This window comes from Halodurantibacterium flavum (assembly GCF_042681825.1).
GTDB classification, from domain to species: Bacteria; Pseudomonadota; Alphaproteobacteria; order Rhodobacterales; family Rhodobacteraceae; genus Halodurantibacterium; species Halodurantibacterium flavum.
Map to the genome: position 1 here is coordinate 108,105 of NZ_JBHUGH010000010.1, position 15,819 is coordinate 123,923.

Below are 15,819 nucleotides of genomic sequence, written 5' to 3' on the forward strand. Positions count from 1 at the left end.
AACGCGCCCTCCGGGGCGCGTTTTGCGTTTATCCGCCCTGGCCGAGATAGGCCCGCAGCGCAGGCGGCGGGTCGGCGAAGATCTTTTCGGTCGCCATGGGCGGCAGCGCGATGCCGTCGGCGACCAGCACCGTCTGGTCGCAAAGGCGCCGGGCATCGGCCGGATCATGTGTCACCATCAGCAGTGTCAGACGCTGTTCCGCCGCAATCCTGCCCACAAGATCCAGCATCTCGGACTTCAGCGCGGGGCCGAGCGCCGAGAACGGCTCATCCAGTAACAGAAGGGGACGGCGCCGCAACAGAACGCGGGCCAACGCGACGCGGCTTTGCTGCCCGCCCGACAACTGCGCCGGGCGCCGGTCGCCAAGCCCCGTCAGCCCGACGCGGTCGAGGGCGGCCATCACCTCGGCACGCTCGGCCGGCGAAAGCCGCAGATTGGGGCGCAGGCCAAGCGCGACATTCTGGAACACCGTCAGGTGTGGAAAGAGGTTATTGTCCTGAAAGAGGATGCTGAGCGGGCGCGCCCCCGGATCGCACGCGCTCAGATCGTCAGACCCCCAGCGGATGACACCCGTAACCGGCATCAGGAATCCGGCAATCGCGGCAAGCAATGTGGATTTTCCCGCGCCCGAAGGGCCGATGATGGCGACCCGCGCACCCGTCGCAACGGGAAACGAAGCTGTCAGGCGGAACGCGCCCTGCTGCAGGATGATGTCCTCAAGTTCGAGCCCCAAGACGCCCCCCACGATCGAAAATCCAGAAGGCCGCAAGGCTGAGGCCCAGCAAAAGCACCGCCGCGCCCGACGCGTCGGCCATCCTGTAGGCGCCCATGAGCCGCTGCAACTGCATCGGCAGCGTGGCATTCCCGGCCTCGGCAAAAAGGACGATGACCCCCAGATCGCCCATCGACAGGGCAGCGGCCAGCCCACCCGCAAAGCCAAGGGGCGCGCGGAGTGGCGGAAGGATCACGAACCGCAGCCGCGCCAGACCACGGATGTTCAGGCTGTCCGCAAGCCGCCTCAGATCACGGTCGGCCTGGCGTAGCGCGGGCAAGATCGCGCGCAGCGCGAAAGGAAGCGCCATGGTCGCATTGACCAGCGCCGTGACCGCAAGCGCCAGCCGCGCCGGATCGACAAGGGGGAACACGATCAGGAAAAGCCCCGTTCCCATCACCAGCGGCGAGGCCGCGAGCGAGAGCATTCCGGCAAGCTCCAACCCGCCGGACAGGGACCGCCGCGCCCGCAGGATCGCGATCCCCAGAAACAGGGCAAAGACGAGTGTCAGGCAGGCCGACCCCAGCGCCACGACGACCGACCGCCCCGCAGCGGACCAGACGGCAGCGGGCAGGTGCGGGATGCGCGGCAGCCCCGCCGCGACGACCATCCCGAGCGGAAGCAGCAGAAAGACCATCGCCAAGGCGACCGCGATCAGGTCGACCGTGAGGCGCCCCCTTTTGTCCCAGCGCTGAACCGGGCGGCCAAGCCCCGCAAGGCTGTCCGTCAGCGGCACGCGCAGCGCAATCAGGGTCGCCGCCGCGCAGAGCGCGAACTGAACCCCCGCCAGCATCGCCGCCCGCCCGAGGTCGAAGTCGTAGCGGAACGCCTGATAGATCGCGAGTTCCACCGTGGTCGCCCGCGGACCTCCGCCGAGCGTCAGCGCGACGGCAAAGCTTGTGAGGCATATGAGGAATATCGCGAGCAGCGCGCCGGGCAGCACCGTTCGCAGCATCGGCACCTCGATCCGGCGCAGGATGTCGTAAGGCCGGAACCCAAGCGATGCCGCCACCCGGAAACGCTCGGCCGGGATCGACTGCCACCCCTGAAGGATGAGCCGGGTCGCCAATGGCATGTTGAAGAACACATGGGCCAGGATGACACCCTGCGGGCCATAGATCCGCAGGGGCGGAAGGCCGAGCGCCATCAGCCAGTCGTTGAAAATCCCGTTTCGGCCAAAGACTGCCAGAAGCCCCAGAACCGCCACCAGCGTCGGCAAGAGGAACGGGGCGCCCAGCAGGGTGACGATGATCTGCCGGCCGCGAAAGCTGCGCCGTGCAAGGGCGCGCGCGACCGGGATCGCCAGTGCCACGGAAAGTCCTGCCGACAGTGCGGCCTGCCAGACGGTAAACCGGATTGCCGCCCAGTCCGCCGGCCCAAGCCCCGATGTCCCGCCCGCGCGCCAGAACACCGCCCCAAGGGCGCCCAGCGTCAGCAGGAGAAGCAGCGCCGCGACCGCGACGCCGCCCCATCCTGCGCGCCCTAGCGGCTGAGCGCCGAGAGCCATGTGGCCAGCGCGCCATCGCGGCGCGCCGCAGCCTCGGCCGGCGGCAGCAGAAGCGCCCGGTCAGGTGTGGGAAGATCCGCGAAGCCTTGGGCAAGCCCCGCCTCGGGCAGGACTGCCGGATACATCCAGTTGGTCTCTGGCAGGATGGCCTGAAACGCATCGGTCAGCATGAAGTCCAGAAACCGCGTTGCGAGTTCGGGCTGGTCGCTGGCGGCCAACATTCCGGCGACCTCGACCTGAAGGTAATGCCCTTCCTCGAAGATCGCCGCCGTCTTGCTGTCATCCCCCTCGGCGATGATGTGATAGGCGGGCGAGGTCGTGTAGGACAGAACCATGTCGGCCTCGCCGTTCAGGAACAGCCCGTAGGCCTCGGACCAGCCGGGCGTCACGGTCAGGATACGGGGGGCGAGGCCCTGCCAGATCTCGGGCGCGCGGTCGCCATAGGCGGCCTCGACCCACATCAGGAGGCCGAGGCCGGGGGTCGACGAACGCGGATCCTGAATGACCACCTGCAGGTCAGAGGCAATCAGATCCCCAAAGCTCGCCGGCGGATCGGCAAGGTCTGTGTCGTGGACGAAGGCGAAATAGCCCCAGTCGTAGGGCAGGAAGAGCGGATCGTCCCACGCCACCGGCAGGTCATGGTCCGGCGTCAGCCCATGTGGCGCGATCAGCCCGGTCTCGGCGGCAATGGCGGTAAGGTTGGTGTCGAGCCCGAGCACGATATCCGCCGGGCTACGCGCGCCTTCCAGTTGCAGCCGCGCCAGAAGCGCCGCGCCATCGCCCGCGCCGACAAAGGTCACGGTGCAGTCGCAGACCGCCTCGAACGCGGACTTGACCTGCGGCCCGGGGCCCCATTCGGACACGAAGCTGTCATAGGTGTAGATCGTCAGTTCGGGCGTCTGGGCCAGGGCCGGGGCGGTGGCCAGGATCAGTCCCGCAGCAAGCGTCGGATAACGCATTTCATCCTCCATTGCGACGGGCGGGGTCAGGATGCGCGATATGGGGATGCGCCGCTTGCCTTCCCTCCGCCGGTCTTAACCGGTTCAGGTTCAACGGGTTCGCGCAGCGCGCATCTCAGCCCGGCAGGGCACCCCGAGGTAGGGCCGACCCTAATCACCCCCGCGCCCGGTCACAAGCGGAAAGGCTTGAGCGCGCGCGCCCGCGGGGGTAACAGAAACCCCAAGCAAAGGGGCGCCCATGTCATTCAACACCTTCGGCCACATGTTCCGCGTCACCACCTGGGGCGAAAGCCACGGCCCGGCGCTTGGCGCGACGGTCGACGGGTGCCCGCCGGGCGTGCCGGTCGAGGCCACGCAGCTCCAGCACTGGCTCGACCTGCGCAAGCCGGGGCAGAACCGGTTCACCACCCAGCGGCGCGAGCCGGATGAGGTCGAGATCCTTTCGGGCGTCTTCGAGGGGCAGAGCACCGGCACCCCGATCCAGTTGATGATCCGCAATACGGACCAGCGGTCCAGGGACTATGGCGAGATCGCCGAGGCGTTCCGCCCGGGCCATGCCGACATCACCTATTGGCAGAAATACGGCATCCGCGACTATCGCGGCGGCGGGCGGTCCAGCGCGCGGGAAACCGCGGCCCGGGTGGCGGCAGGCGGTGTGGCGCGGGCCGCCCTGGGGGTTCTGGCGCCGGGTGTTTCCGTGACGGGCTACATGGTCCAGATGGGGCCGCACCGGATCGACCGGGCGCGTTTCGACGCGGCGGAAATCGCGCGCAATCCGTTCTGGACCCCCGATGCGCAGGCGGCGAAGGACTGGGCCGACTATCTGGATGCGCTCCGGAAATCCGGCGATTCGGTCGGTGCGGTGATCGAGGTTGTCGCCCGGGGCGTGCCGCCGGGTCTTGGCGCGCCGATCTATGCGAAACTGGACAGCGATCTGGCGGCGGCGATGATGTCGATCAATGCCGTCAAAGGCGTCGAGATCGGTGAGGGCATGGCGGCGGCCGCCCTGACCGGGACCGAGAATGCCGATGAGATTCGCATGGGGCCCGACGGGCCGGAATATCTGTCGAACCACGCGGGTGGAATTCTGGGCGGTATTTCGACCGGGCAGGATGTGGTTGTGCGGCTGGCGGTCAAGCCGACCTCTTCGATCCTGACGCCCCGGCGCAGCGTGACGCGCACCGGGCAGGAAACCGATCTGGTCACCAAGGGCCGGCACGATCCCTGCGTGGGTATCCGCGCCGTGCCGGTGGCCGAGGCAATGATGGCCTGTGTCATCCTCGATCACCTGCTGCTGCATCGCGGGCAGGTGGGCGAGGGTGCGCGCGGTCGCATCGGGTAAGGCGGCCTGTCAGGATCCCCACGGGCATAGTGCCAAAGAAAAAGGCCGTCCCTCGGGACGGCCTTGTGGTTTCCGCGGGCGGGCCGCGGAAATCCGATCAGCTGTTCACGCTGTCCTTGAGCGCCTTGGCGATCGTGACCTTGACGACCTTGTCGGCGGGCTTGGAAATCTGCTCGCCCGTGGCGGGGTTGCGCACCATACGTTCGGGGCGGGTGCGGCAGGCAAACTTGCCCAGACCGGGAAGCGTGACAGCGCCGCCTTCGGCGACTTCGCGCGTGATGAGCGTGCCGAGCGCGTCAAGCGCTGCGCCGGCGGTTTTCTTGTCCGAACCCATCTCCTCGGCCAAAGCGGCGACGAGTTGAGTCTTGGTCATCGGTTTCGTGGTCATCTCCAGTCTCCTCGTTCCTGGGCCCTGGGCGGGCCACTGTTTTATTTCAGGTGCCGCATGGCAGATCATTGACTTGCTACACTATCTTTTGGGGCGTTTCGCAAGCTAAAAGCTGTCGCAATTGGCTGTTTCCCGCCGTCAAAGAAAGGCTGTTTCCTCAAAGCTACGCAATTTACGGCTGTGTATGCGTTCCAGCGGCATCTCGCGCAGGCGTTCCATCGCGCGCACCCCGATCTGAAGATGGCGCGTGACCTGGGTGCGGTAGAATTCCGTCGCCATGCCGGGCAGCTTCAGTTCCCCGTGCAGGGGCTTGTCCGACACGCAAAGAAGGGTGCCGTAGGGAACGCGGAACCGGAACCCGTTCGCCGCGATCGTGGCGCTTTCCATGTCGAGCGCCACGGCACGCGATTGCGACAGGCGCCGGACCGGGCCGGACTGGTCGCGCAATTCCCAGTTGCGGTTGTCGATGGTGGCCACGGTGCCGGTCCGCATGATCCGCTTGAGCTCGTAGCCCCCGAGCCCCGTCACCTCGGCCACGGCCTCTTGCAGGGCGATCTGGATCTCGGCCAGCGCCGGGATCGGAACCCAGATCGGCAGGTCCGCGTCGAGCACATGATCTTCGCGCAGATAGGCATGGGCCAGCACGAAATCGCCAAGCCTCTGGCTGTTCCGAAGCCCGGCGCAATGGCCCACCATCAGCCAGGCATGTGGCCGCAGCACCGCAATATGGTCGGTCGCGGTCTTTGCGTTCGAGGGGCCGACGCCGATATTGACCAGCGTGATGCCGTTCCCGTCCGCGCGCTTGAGATGATAGGTCGGCATCTGCGGCAGCTTGAGCGGTAGGGGCAAGGGCGCCTCGGCATCCGTCACCACATGGTTGCCCGGGCCGACAAAGGCGGTGTAGCCGCTTTCGGGATCGGCAAGGGCCTGCCGGGCGACCGTCTCGAATTCCTCGATATAGAACTGATAGTTGGTGAAAAGGACGTAGTTCTGGAAATGCTCCGCCTCGGTGGCGGTGTAATGCGATAGCCGTGCCAGCGAATAATCCACACGCTGGGCGGTGAAGGGGGCCAGGGGCGCCGAACCGTCCGCGTTGCTGACCGCATAGCCGTTCACGATGTCATCGTTCGTCGTCGCCAGATCCGGGACGTCGAACACATCCCGCAGGGAAAAGTCCAGTACGCCCTCCTGCGGGACATTCACCGCCGGATTGTTCGCCACCGCGAAATGCACGGGCATCGCCGTGTCAGAGGTGCCGATCTGGACATCCACCCCGTGGTTCCGCATCAGAAGGTCGATCTGCTGGCGCAGATAGGCGCGGAACAGATCCGGGCGCGTCACGGTCGTCGCATAGGTGCCCGGGCCCGGCACATGGCCAAAGCTCAGCCGGCTGTCCGCCTTGTCGAAGCTTGTCGTCGTGATGCGGATTTCCGGATAGAAGGCACGATAGCGCGCCTGCGGACGGCCTTCCTTGATCGTCTGGGCAAAATGCTGATGCAGGAACTGCGTCGCCGTCTCGTAAAGCTCTTCCAGATGCTGCACCGCTGCCTCGGCGTCGGAAAAAACCTGCGCCGGAGGTTTGGGCGGGGTCAGGATCGGCAGCGTCGTATCGGGATGGTTCATGGAGTGCCTTGCGCATGGGGATCAGCCTTCGGGCCGCCATAAGGCCCAAAAACCGGTTCCGGTGCAAGCGTAGCCGGCGGGTCAGTCCGTCCCGGCCGGTACGACAAGCACGTCCGCCCGTGCCTCGCGGGCGACGCGCAGGGCGACGCTGCCGAGGATATTCGCCATGATCGGTCCACGCCCCCGGCTGCCCAGCACGATCAGGTCGACACCCGGAGCGCGTGACAGACGGACCAGCACCACCTCGGGCAGGCCGACAAAGACCCGGGGGCGGGTGTTGGGCCAGTCTGCCGCGCGTTCCTGGAGGCCGGCGGCCGTCTGGCGGCGCAGATCGTTGCGCCAGCGCGTGATCTCGGCCTTGGGGGTTCCGGAAAGGAGCAGCGCCTGCTCGAAGTCCATCGGCAGGTCGGTCACCGCCACCAGTTGCAGCGGATGCCCGGGGCAAAGCGCCGCTGCCGTCCGCAGCCCCGCCTGTGCCGCGGGGGAATCGTCCAGCCCCACCAGAACGCCGCAATAATCCCCGTCCGGGGGTCGGCGCACGATCAGGACCGGCACCGTGGCCTGCCGCAGGACCCGGTCGGTGGTCGACCCGATAATGCGGGCAGAGAGGCTCTTTTGTTCGTTCGGGCCAAGCACGATCAGATCGGCCCCCAGGTCTTCGGCGCAGGCGGTGATGATGGCGGCCGGATTGCCGAACTCGATCCGCAGTGGCGGATCGCCCGCATCGGCGAGCGTTTCGGCAAGTGCCTCACGGGTCGCGCGCATCGCGGCCTCTTTCGCCGCGCCGTCCATGGCAAGGCCGAGCGAGCCGTGCAGGACGCTGATCACCGTCAGGTCGGCGGCGTGTTGCAGCGCAAGATGGCGGGCGCGCTGCAGGATGCGATGTGCATGTGGTCCAGGTGTGACCGCAGCCAGAATATGGCGGGGCATTGGCACCTCCTTCAGTCCGATGGGCGCAGGATCGAGACAAAGGTATCCCCGTAGCGGCGCTGGTCAACCAGATCGAACCCGGGGGGCGGGGTCGGGGCGGTGCCTTCTTCCCAGACGATCAGTCCCGCGGGGGCGATCCAGCCGCCATCGCGGGCGGCGGTCATCGCCCTTTCGCCCAGCCCCTTGCCATAAGGCGGGTCAAGAAAAACGAGGTCGAACGCCGCCCCGTCATGCCGTTCCAGCCGGGTGGCGTCGCGGCGCAGCAAAACGGTTTCGGGGCCCACGCGCATCCGCTCGATGTTCCGGCGGATCAGCGTCGCCGCCGCCGTGCCATCATCCACGAAGGTCACATGCGCTGCCCCGCGCGACAGCGCCTCGAGCCCCAGAGCGCCGGTCCCGGCAAAGAGGTCGAGCACCCGCGCGCCGCCTACCGGGTCGCCGTATCCGCCGTTGATGAGGAGGTTGAAGATGCTTTCGCGCACGCGATCCGTGGTGGGGCGCAGATGACGTGCAGCGTCGCCCGCGCCCACCGATTCAAGCATCAGCCCCCTTGCGCGACCGCCGATGATCCGCATCAGCGCAAAAGCCCCTTGAGGTCAAAGGCGGGGTCCGCGATCAATGCCGGGTCGGCGTTCCGCCCGCCCTCCAGCAGGCGCTTGCCCACCATGAAGGCGCGCGGGTCATTCATCGCATCGACGGCAAGGAAACGCTCGCCCGCGTAATACCAGATCGAGAGCGTGCCGTCCCCCTCGCGGCGCAGGGTGCGGTCATGACCCAGACCCAGCCCCGCGATCTGCAGTTTCACATCATACTGGTCGGACCAGAACCACGGGACAGGCGTATAGGCACGCCCGTCATCCAGCATGTTGTCGGCCACAAGCTCGGCCTGATCGATCGCGTTCTGCACGCTTTCCAGCCGCATCCGGTGCGGCCCCATGGGAAAGGACGCGCAATCCCCCGCAGCCCAGATCGACGGGTCGGAACTGCGGCCCTGCGCGTCGGTGGCGATGCCGTTGTCGAGCGTCAGGCCCGCAGCCTCGGCCAGCGCGACATTCGGCGCGATCCCCACGCCGGCGATGACGAAATCGACCTCGAGCACCTCGCCGGTGGTGAGATGGGCGCGGCGCACGCGGTCGCGGCCCTCCAGCTGCGAAAGGCCCGTGCTTTCCATCAGCGTGACGCCATGGGACCGGTGCAGCGCCCGGAAATAGTCCGAGGTGTCGGCGGCAGCGACCCGTTGCAGGATGCGGGGCGCCATCTCGATGACGGTGACATGCAGGCCCTTCCTGGCGGCGACGGCAGCGGCCTCCAGCCCGATATAGCCGCCGCCCACGACCAGAACCCTCCGGCCCGCCACGAATTCCGGGGCCATCGCCTGCGCATCGGCAAGATCGCGGGCGACGTAAACGCCGCCAAGGGTTCCGCCCATGCTTTCGGGCAGCCGGCGCGGGGTCGATCCGGTGGTCAGCGCAAGCTGGTCATAGCCGATGACCTCATCCCCCAGACGCAATTGCCGGGCGACGGGATCGATCCCCGTGACCATCTGACCCAGACGCAGGGTGATGCGCTGATCGGCATACCAGCTTTCAGGACGCAGAAAGAGCCTTTCCAGCGGCAATTCGCCGGTCAGATAGCCCTTCGTCAGGGGCGGCCGCTGATAGGGGGGCACAGTCTCTGCACCGATCAGGGTGATCTCACCCTCATATCCTCGGCTGCGCAGACGCGCCACCAGCGATGCCCCGGCCTGACCTGCGCCCACGACAACTATTCCCGCCATCTTTCCCTCTGGTCCTGACCCGTCGCCCGACCCTATAGTCGCCGCGAACGGGAACGCAATGCGCGAGGACGACCATGACTTTGGCAATCAACGACCGCCTGCCCGAGGCCGAACTGCTGCGTATCGGCGCAGAGGGGCCGGAAAAAGTCTCGACCGGCGAACTGACCAAGGGACGCAAGATCGTGATCTTTGCCGTTCCGGGTGCATTTACGCGCACCTGCCACACCGCCCATATGCCCAGCTTCATTCGCACCGAGGGCGAATTCCGCGCGCGCGGCATCGACGAGATCGTCTGCATCTCGGTCAACGATCCCTTCGTCATGAAGGCCTGGGGCGAGGCGACCGGGGCGGATGCTGCCGGCATCATGCTGCTCGCCGATCCCGAAAGCACCTTCACCAAGGCGATCGGTCTCAGCTTCGATGCGCCGCCGGTCGGGCTGATCGGCCGGTCGCGCCGCTATGCGATGCTGGTCGAGGACGGCGTGGTCACCCGGCTCCAGATCGAGGAATCGCCGGGCGTCTGCGAGGTGTCGGGGGGCGAGGCGCTTCTGGCGGTGCTCTGATCGCATCCGGACAGCCCGGTTACGGCGTCAGGGGGCGTCGTGGCCGGCCATGCGGGTCGCGGCCTCATCCATATGGCGGGCGAGCTTCAGGTCAGCCTCGGTGACGCTGCCGCTGTTGTGGGAGGTCAGTTCGACCTCGACCCGTTTGTAGACATTGCGCCATTCGGGGTGATGGTTCAGCTTTTCCGCCCAGAAGGCCACCTGCATCATCCAGGCGAAGGCCTCCCGGAAATTCCGGAACTCGAACGTCTTGACGATCGCCTTGCGGTCTTCCCGCCAGCGCCAGCCGCTTTGGACCAGATCGTCTCCAAGCTCCGGGTCTTCGGGATGTGTCCCTGACATCATTCCACCTCTGCCTCCTGCGGGCCGCGACGAAAGGGGCCGAAGGCCGTCAGGATCTCGATTTCCTCATCCGTCGCGTGCCGTTCCTCATCCAGATAGCGGGCGACGGCGGCCCGGAAACCCGGATCGCCGATCCAGTGCAGCGAATGGACCGCCACAGGCAGATATCCGCGCGCAAGCTTGTGTTCGCCCTGCGCCCCCGCCTCGACCCGTTTCAGCCCGTTCGCGATGGCATGGTCGATGGCCTGATAATAGCACAGTTCGAAATGGAGGCAGGAATGATCCTCGACGGCGCCCCAATAGCGGCCGAACAGGGTCTCTCGCCCGATGAAGTTCAGGGCGCCCGCCACCCAGCGCCCGTTGCGCCGCGCCATCACCAGCAGGATGTCATCCCGCATCGTGTCCTGAACAAGGTCAAAGAAGGCGCGCGTCAGGTAGGGCCGACCCCACTTGCGCGCGCCGGTGTCCTGATAAAAGGTCCAGAAGGCATCCCAATGTTCAGGCGCGATCTCGTCGCCCGTCAGCGCATGGATGCTGCCGCCAAAGCCCTGCGCCGTGAAGCGTTCCTTACGGATCGCCTTGCGCTTGCGGGACGACAGCGAGCCGAGGAAGTCGTCGAAACTGCCATAACCCGGGTTGGTCCAGTGAAACTGCTGCGTCACCCGGTGCAAAAGCCCCAGCGCCGCGCCCTCGCGCGCCTCTTCCTCGGTGCAAAAGGTGATATGGGCGGATGAGAGTTCGTTCCGTGCCGCCACCTGCACAAGCCCTTGCAACAATGCAGACCGGCCCGCCTGCCCGAGATCCGGATGGCATAAAAGGCGCCGCCCCGTCGCAGGGGTAAAGGGCACCGCCACCTGCAGCTTCGGATAATACTGCCCGCCGGCGCGTTCCCATGCCTGTGCCCAGGCGTGGTCAAAGATGTATTCGCCCTGGCTGTGGCCTTTGGCATAGGTCGGCGCGACGGCGATGATCCGGCCCTCATGCCGGGCCACCAGATGACGCGGTTCCCAGCCCGTGCCCGGCCCCACCGAACGCGAACGCTCCAACGCGATCAGGAAACGATGGGTGGTAAAGGGATCGACGGGCCTGCCGCCGCCCGGGTTTGCGCAGGCGTCCCAGTCCGCGGCGGGAATCTCTGAAAGGCCCTCGATCAGCGTGATCTCGATCTCGCGGTTCATCGGTTTCCTGTCATGGGTTGTCCTGTCACGGGCTTTCTGGCGCGTCGCTGCGTCCGCCCGGTGCCCCAAGATGTTCCTTGCGGAGGCAGCGTCAAGCGAGCGCGGCGCGATATCCCTCAAAGGTGATGTTGTCTGCCCATCTGCGCGCCGCCTCTTCGGCCTCGGGCGAGCGAATTGTCCAGCACAGGATCGACGCGCCCCGGTCGCGCAGCGTCGAAAGACGCGGGCGGTCGAGATCGCGCGCCTCATGCGAAACGAAAGAGGCGCCGACGCGGTCATAGTCGGGGATGTCCCGCAGCCGGTCACGCACCTCGGGCGGCAGCAGGGGCCAGTCGTCCGCCCGGTAGGCGCTGGTCGTCAGGCCGCGCGGAAGATCCGGGCGCAGGCGCGCCATCTCTGCCACCGAATAGGGGTTGAAGGACATGAGCGCGACGGGGCCGGCATAGCCCTGGAGCGCGCGCGCCGCAGCCGCCTCAAGCGCGCCGATGGCAGGGCCGTGGGCGCCGTCCTGATCCTTGATCTCGATCAGCAAGGGGGCGCGGCCGCCCACCTCGGCCAGCACATCTTCCAGTCGCGGAATCGTCTGGTCTGTTCCAAGGAGCGGAAGGGCACAAAGTTCCGCCGCCGGGCGCGCGCGGACCGGCCCACGCGACGATGTGAGCCGTGCAAGCGTATAGTCGTGAAAGACGATGGCGACACCGTCGGCCGAAAGCTGAAGGTCGATCTCGATCGCATAGCCCGCCGCAACCGCAGCCGAAATCGCGGCGATCGAGTTTTCGGGACGGCCTGCCTGCCGGTCATGCAGGGCACGATGGGCAATCGGGCGGGTCAGGAAATCCTGGGGCAGTTGCATTGCGGCTCCGTCTGCGGGTGGCCATGGTGCCCGGCCTGCATGTCATTCGCGTGACAGGCGCATGGCCGGATCACCGGTCAGTTCAGTTCAAAGATCGCCTCGATCTCGACTGCCACGCCACGGGGCAGCGAGGCCGCGCTGACCGCGGACCGGCTGTGGCGACCGGCATCGCCAAAGACTGCGACCATAAGATCCGATGCGCTGTTGATCACCTCGGGCTGGTCGGTGAAATCGGGGGTGGAGTTGACGAAACCCGTCAGTTTCACGACGCGCTTCACCCGGTCCAGATCGCCGCCGCAGGCAGCACGGGCCTGGGCGATCAGGCTCAGCGCGCAGGATTGTGCGGCCGCCGCGCCCTCTGCCACGTCAAGATCCGCGCCCAGCCGCCCCTTGATGAGGCCATCAGGCCCATGGCTGATCTGACCCGACACGAACAGAAGCTTGCCGCATTCCACATAGGGCACGTAGTTCGCGGCGGGGGCCGGTGCCTGAGGCAAGGAGAGGCCCAGTTCCTTGAGACGGGAATCGATATCGTTGCTCATCCGGGGTCCTTCGTTTCTGGCCAGGTTGGGTTTTGTGGCACGCTAGCCTGCCCGTCCGGATTGCGAAAGCCCCCTCATCCCTCGCGCAGGGCGCGGTCCAGATAGCGGCTGACCGGATGCAGAAGATAGGCAAGCGCGGTGCGGCTGTCGGTCTGCAGAAAGACATCCACCGGCATCCCCGGTCGCAGCGTCTCTGTCTCCGGCAGGCCGATGACGAGTTGGAAATAGCGGCCCTGCGTCACCTCATCCGACATGGCGTCGGGGGAAATTCGCAGGACATTCCCGAGGATCGGGGGCTCATCGCGCCCGCCATGGGCTGCCTTATGCATCCTCGCCGGTTGGCCGGGCCGGATACGCCCCGCCTCGCCTGCGGGAAGGCGCGCGCGGACGATCAGCGGCTGACCCTCGGGCACGATGACGAGCGCGGGTTCGGCAGGGCGCAGCACCGCACCTGCCCCCGCCGCCTGCAAGGCCCAGGCCGTGCCGGTCATGGGCGCGCGCAGTTCCGCCCTGTCGATGCGGTCCTGCAGGGCGTCGCGCTGCGCCGATAGCTCGATCTCGCGATACCCGATCTCCCGCAGCTGGGTCAGGGCTTCTTCGCGGTGCAGGTCGGTCAGGCGGAGCAGGGCAAGTTCTGTTTCCGCGGCCCGTTCCTCGGCTTCGGCACGGGCGGCCCGCAATCGTCCCAACTCCCCCTGCTGGGCGGCCTCGGCCCGGCGGAGCGCAAGGACCTGCGGGGCCCGGGCAAGGCCTGCGTCCAGAAGCTGATCCTGTGTCCGGCGTTCCTGCGACGTCAGGTCGGCCTGAATGTCCAGTGCGACAAGTTGGGTCCCGATAGCCTCGATCTGGCGGGCAATCTGGTTCAGCCGCCGTTCCATCTGCGCCTGTTGCCGCAGATGGCTTTCGCGCCGCGCGGCAAAGAGCGCTGCCTGACCGGCGACCAGATCAGGCGCCCTGCTGCGGAGGGTGGGATCGAACCGCGCTTCTGCCGCGCCGTCCCGTTCCGCCTCCAGCCGGGCGCGCCGGGCGAGGATTTCGTGATACTGCGCCTCTGTCGCGGCGAGGTCCGCACGCAACTGCGTCGTGTCGAGGCGCAGGAGCACCTGCCCGGCGGAAACCCTGTCCCCCTCGGCCACCAGAAGCGCGGTCACGAGCCCGCCCTCGGCGTGCTGCACGATTTGGTGGCGTGGATCGACCTCTACCTGTCCCGAGAGGGTGACGGCGGCGGCGAGTGGGGCGGTTGCGGCCCAGCCGCCCAATCCGCCTACCAGCAGGACAAGCGCAAGAAGGCCACAGATGATGGTGCCGCGAACCGGCCACATCATCGCGACCCCGCCCGCAATGGCTGTGCCGGCGGGGCGGCCGCAAGTTCACGCCGCGCCATCACCTCCTCCCTCGGGCCGAAGGCGCGGCGGGTCCCGCGATCGAGCACCAGAAGCATGTCGCATTCCCGAATGGTCGTGCTGCGGTGGGTGATGACAATGGCGGTCCCCCCCTGCGACCTGAAGAGGCGCAGCGCCTGGTGCAACGCGACGACCCCGGCTGCGTCAAGCCCGGCCTCGGGTTCATCGAGCAACAGCATCACCGGCTCGCCATGGAACGCCCGGGCGAGGCCGATCTGCTTCAACTGCCCGCCCGAAAGCCCGGGGCCGCCGGTGCCGATCACCGTGTCATACCCCTGGGGCAGCGACAGGATCATGTCATGTGCGCCCGCGCGCTGCGCTGCCACGATCACATACGCCGGGTCCGCATCCGGCGCAAAACGGGCGATGTTGTCCGCGACCGTCCCGTCAAAGAGCGTCACCTGCTGCGGCAGGTATCCGATATGGGTCGCCAGCGTTCGGGGGTCGTATTGCCCGATCCGCGCGCCGCCCAGCCGCAATGTGCCTGACGCCGCAGGCCAGAGGCCCAGAATTGCGCGGGCGAGCGTCGTCTTGCCCGCACCTGCCGGCCCCAGAACCCCCATGATCTGCCCCGCGCCCAGATGAAACCCCAGCAGCCGCAGCGCCGGCTGGCTGGCGCCCGGCGCGATGAGGGTGAGGTCCTGCGCCTCAAGATCGGGCGTCGGGCGGGGCAGGGGGGTGGGCATGGTCGCCATGGGTGCAGGGGGCAGAACCGTGTCCAGCCGCTGCCAGCCCGCCCGTGCCGCCTGAGCAAGGGGCCATTGTGCCAGCGCCGTTTCCACCGGTTGCAGCGCTCGTCCCAACAGGATCGATGCGGCCAGCATCGCCCCGGGGCTCAGCGCGTCCTGCAGGACCAAGAGCGCGCCGAGCGCGAGCATTCCCGATTGCAGCAACAGCCGGAAGCTGCGCGTGACGGCTGCGATGAGGTTGGTCCGGTCGGCGGCCGTCACTGCGCTGCGCTGCGCCGCCCCTCGCATCGCCACCCATCGGTCAAGCAGCGCAGGTGCCATGCCAAGGCCGCGCAGCGTCTCGGCGCCTGTCGTCATCGCGCCGGCAAGGTCGTCTGCCGCCGCCATGTGCAGGGCTGCCGTTGCGGCGCCCTGCCGGGTGATCCACTGGTTCAGGACGGTCAGGCCCACGAGCAGGGCGCCGCCACCAAGCGCGAACCAACCCATCAGCGGATGAAAAAGAAAGATGAGCCCCGCAAAAAGCGGCGTCCACGGCATGTCGAGCAACGCAAGCGCGACCGGCGCGCGGATGAAGGACTGGACGGCGTCGAGGTCGCGCCGCAGACTGGCGGCGGCAGGGGTATCCAGTTCTGCCGCGAGCACTCCGCGGTCAAGCACCCGCTGCAACCGCGCCGCCGCCCGGATCATCAGGCGTCCGCGCAGGTGGTCGAGCAACGCCATCATCGCGAACAGGAAAACAGCCAGCAGAAACAGCAGCAGAAGCGTCGGGCCGGACCGGCTGGTCAGGACCCGGTCATAGACCTGCAGCATGAAAAGGGGGCCCGTCAGCATCAGCAGATTGACGAAAGCGCCAAAGAGGATCACTGCAGCAAAGATACCACGGCTTTGCCGGCACGCGCTGCGCAGCCCTTGAAACCCCGCCGCGCCTTTCTTTTGTGACATCCGAAACAT

At 67.2% G+C, this 15,819-nt stretch carries 16 protein-coding genes and 1 riboswitch; of the genes, 2 read left to right on the plus strand and 14 right to left on the minus strand.

The genetic code is table 11. The features are described 5' to 3' along the window. Positions 1-28 precede the first annotated feature (28 nt). From ACFSGJ_RS13365 to thiB, 3 genes are read right to left on the minus strand one after another with little or no spacing between them, the layout of a single operon-like run. The gene (locus ACFSGJ_RS13365; protein ID WP_390262679.1) at positions 29-733 is read right to left on the minus strand and encodes a thiamine ABC transporter ATP-binding protein; all 705 of its coding nucleotides are present in this window, start codon (positions 731-733) and stop codon (positions 29-31) included. Next, positions 717-2,279, minus strand: a complete 1,563-nt coding sequence (locus ACFSGJ_RS13370; RefSeq protein WP_390262682.1) for a thiamine/thiamine pyrophosphate ABC transporter permease ThiP — start codon at positions 2,277-2,279, stop codon at positions 717-719. The genes ACFSGJ_RS13365 and ACFSGJ_RS13370 overlap by 17 nt, the downstream gene beginning before the upstream one ends. Beyond that, positions 2,255-3,238, minus strand: coding sequence for a thiamine ABC transporter substrate binding subunit (gene thiB, locus ACFSGJ_RS13375; RefSeq protein WP_390262685.1), 984 nt, complete (start codon positions 3,236-3,238; stop codon positions 2,255-2,257). The genes ACFSGJ_RS13370 and thiB overlap by 25 nt, the downstream gene beginning before the upstream one ends. A 44-nt stretch (positions 3,239-3,282) precedes the next feature. Further along, a riboswitch (TPP riboswitch) is annotated at positions 3,283-3,384 on the minus strand. Positions 3,385-3,476: 92 nt separating this feature from the next. Here thiB and aroC point away from each other — a divergent pair. Then, entirely contained in the window at positions 3,477-4,580 is a 1,104-nt protein-coding gene (gene aroC, locus ACFSGJ_RS13380; protein WP_390262688.1) for a chorismate synthase, read from the plus strand. 97 nt (positions 4,581-4,677) lie between these two features. Here the strand turns inward: aroC and ACFSGJ_RS13385 are convergent, their stop codons facing one another. The 5 genes from ACFSGJ_RS13385 to ACFSGJ_RS13405 all read right to left on the minus strand — a co-directional run bounded on the left by ACFSGJ_RS13385 (position 4,678) and on the right by ACFSGJ_RS13405 (position 9,298). Beyond that, a complete protein-coding gene (locus ACFSGJ_RS13385; protein WP_390262692.1) occupies positions 4,678-4,968 on the minus strand; it encodes an HU family DNA-binding protein in 291 nt (96 codons plus the stop codon). A 138-nt stretch (positions 4,969-5,106) separates the two neighbouring features. Beyond that, positions 5,107-6,591 carry an AMP nucleosidase gene (locus ACFSGJ_RS13390; protein ID WP_390262695.1) on the minus strand — a complete coding sequence of 495 codons (1,485 nt, stop codon included), beginning with the start codon at positions 6,589-6,591 and terminating at the stop codon, positions 5,107-5,109. Positions 6,592-6,672: 81 nt separating this feature from the next. Further along, complete coding sequence (locus ACFSGJ_RS13395) at positions 6,673-7,521, minus strand: universal stress protein (RefSeq protein ID WP_390262698.1); 849 nt, start codon at positions 7,519-7,521, stop codon at positions 6,673-6,675. A gap of 11 nt (positions 7,522-7,532) precedes the next feature. Beyond that, entirely contained in the window at positions 7,533-8,096 is a 564-nt protein-coding gene (rsmD, locus tag ACFSGJ_RS13400; RefSeq protein WP_390262701.1) for a 16S rRNA (guanine(966)-N(2))-methyltransferase RsmD, read from the minus strand. Beyond that, positions 8,096-9,298, minus strand: coding sequence for an NAD(P)/FAD-dependent oxidoreductase (locus ACFSGJ_RS13405; protein ID WP_390262703.1), 1,203 nt, complete (start codon positions 9,296-9,298; stop codon positions 8,096-8,098). Before ACFSGJ_RS13405 ends, rsmD begins: the two co-directional genes overlap by 1 nt. 74 nt (positions 9,299-9,372) lie before the next feature. Between ACFSGJ_RS13405 and ACFSGJ_RS13410 the strand changes: the two genes are divergently transcribed. Beyond that, positions 9,373-9,861 carry a peroxiredoxin gene (locus tag ACFSGJ_RS13410; protein ID WP_390262705.1) on the plus strand — a complete coding sequence of 163 codons (489 nt, stop codon included), beginning with the start codon at positions 9,373-9,375 and terminating at the stop codon, positions 9,859-9,861. A 27-nt stretch (positions 9,862-9,888) separates the two neighbouring features. Here the strand turns inward: ACFSGJ_RS13410 and ACFSGJ_RS13415 are convergent, their stop codons facing one another. The 6 genes from ACFSGJ_RS13415 to ACFSGJ_RS13440 form a co-directional block, all read right to left on the minus strand. Next, on the minus strand, positions 9,889-10,206 hold the full coding sequence (locus ACFSGJ_RS13415) for a 4a-hydroxytetrahydrobiopterin dehydratase (protein WP_390262708.1): 318 nt from the start codon (positions 10,204-10,206) through the stop codon (positions 9,889-9,891). Continuing rightward, the gene (locus tag ACFSGJ_RS13420) at positions 10,203-11,381 is read right to left on the minus strand and encodes a GNAT family N-acetyltransferase (protein ID WP_390262711.1); all 1,179 of its coding nucleotides are present in this window, start codon (positions 11,379-11,381) and stop codon (positions 10,203-10,205) included. Before ACFSGJ_RS13420 ends, ACFSGJ_RS13415 begins: the two co-directional genes overlap by 4 nt. 91 nt (positions 11,382-11,472) lie before the next feature. Beyond that, complete coding sequence (locus ACFSGJ_RS13425) at positions 11,473-12,234, minus strand: glycerophosphodiester phosphodiesterase family protein (protein ID WP_390262714.1); 762 nt, start codon at positions 12,232-12,234, stop codon at positions 11,473-11,475. A gap of 77 nt (positions 12,235-12,311) precedes the next feature. Beyond that, on the minus strand, positions 12,312-12,776 hold the full coding sequence (locus ACFSGJ_RS13430) for a RidA family protein (RefSeq protein ID WP_390262717.1): 465 nt from the start codon (positions 12,774-12,776) through the stop codon (positions 12,312-12,314). Between the two features lie 74 nt (positions 12,777-12,850). Next, positions 12,851-14,101, minus strand: coding sequence for an HlyD family type I secretion periplasmic adaptor subunit (locus ACFSGJ_RS13435; RefSeq protein WP_390262720.1), 1,251 nt, complete (start codon positions 14,099-14,101; stop codon positions 12,851-12,853). After that, complete coding sequence (locus ACFSGJ_RS13440) at positions 14,098-15,810, minus strand: type I secretion system permease/ATPase (RefSeq protein ID WP_390262723.1); 1,713 nt, start codon at positions 15,808-15,810, stop codon at positions 14,098-14,100. The genes ACFSGJ_RS13435 and ACFSGJ_RS13440 overlap by 4 nt, the downstream gene beginning before the upstream one ends. Between the last annotated feature and the right edge of the window lie 9 nt (positions 15,811-15,819).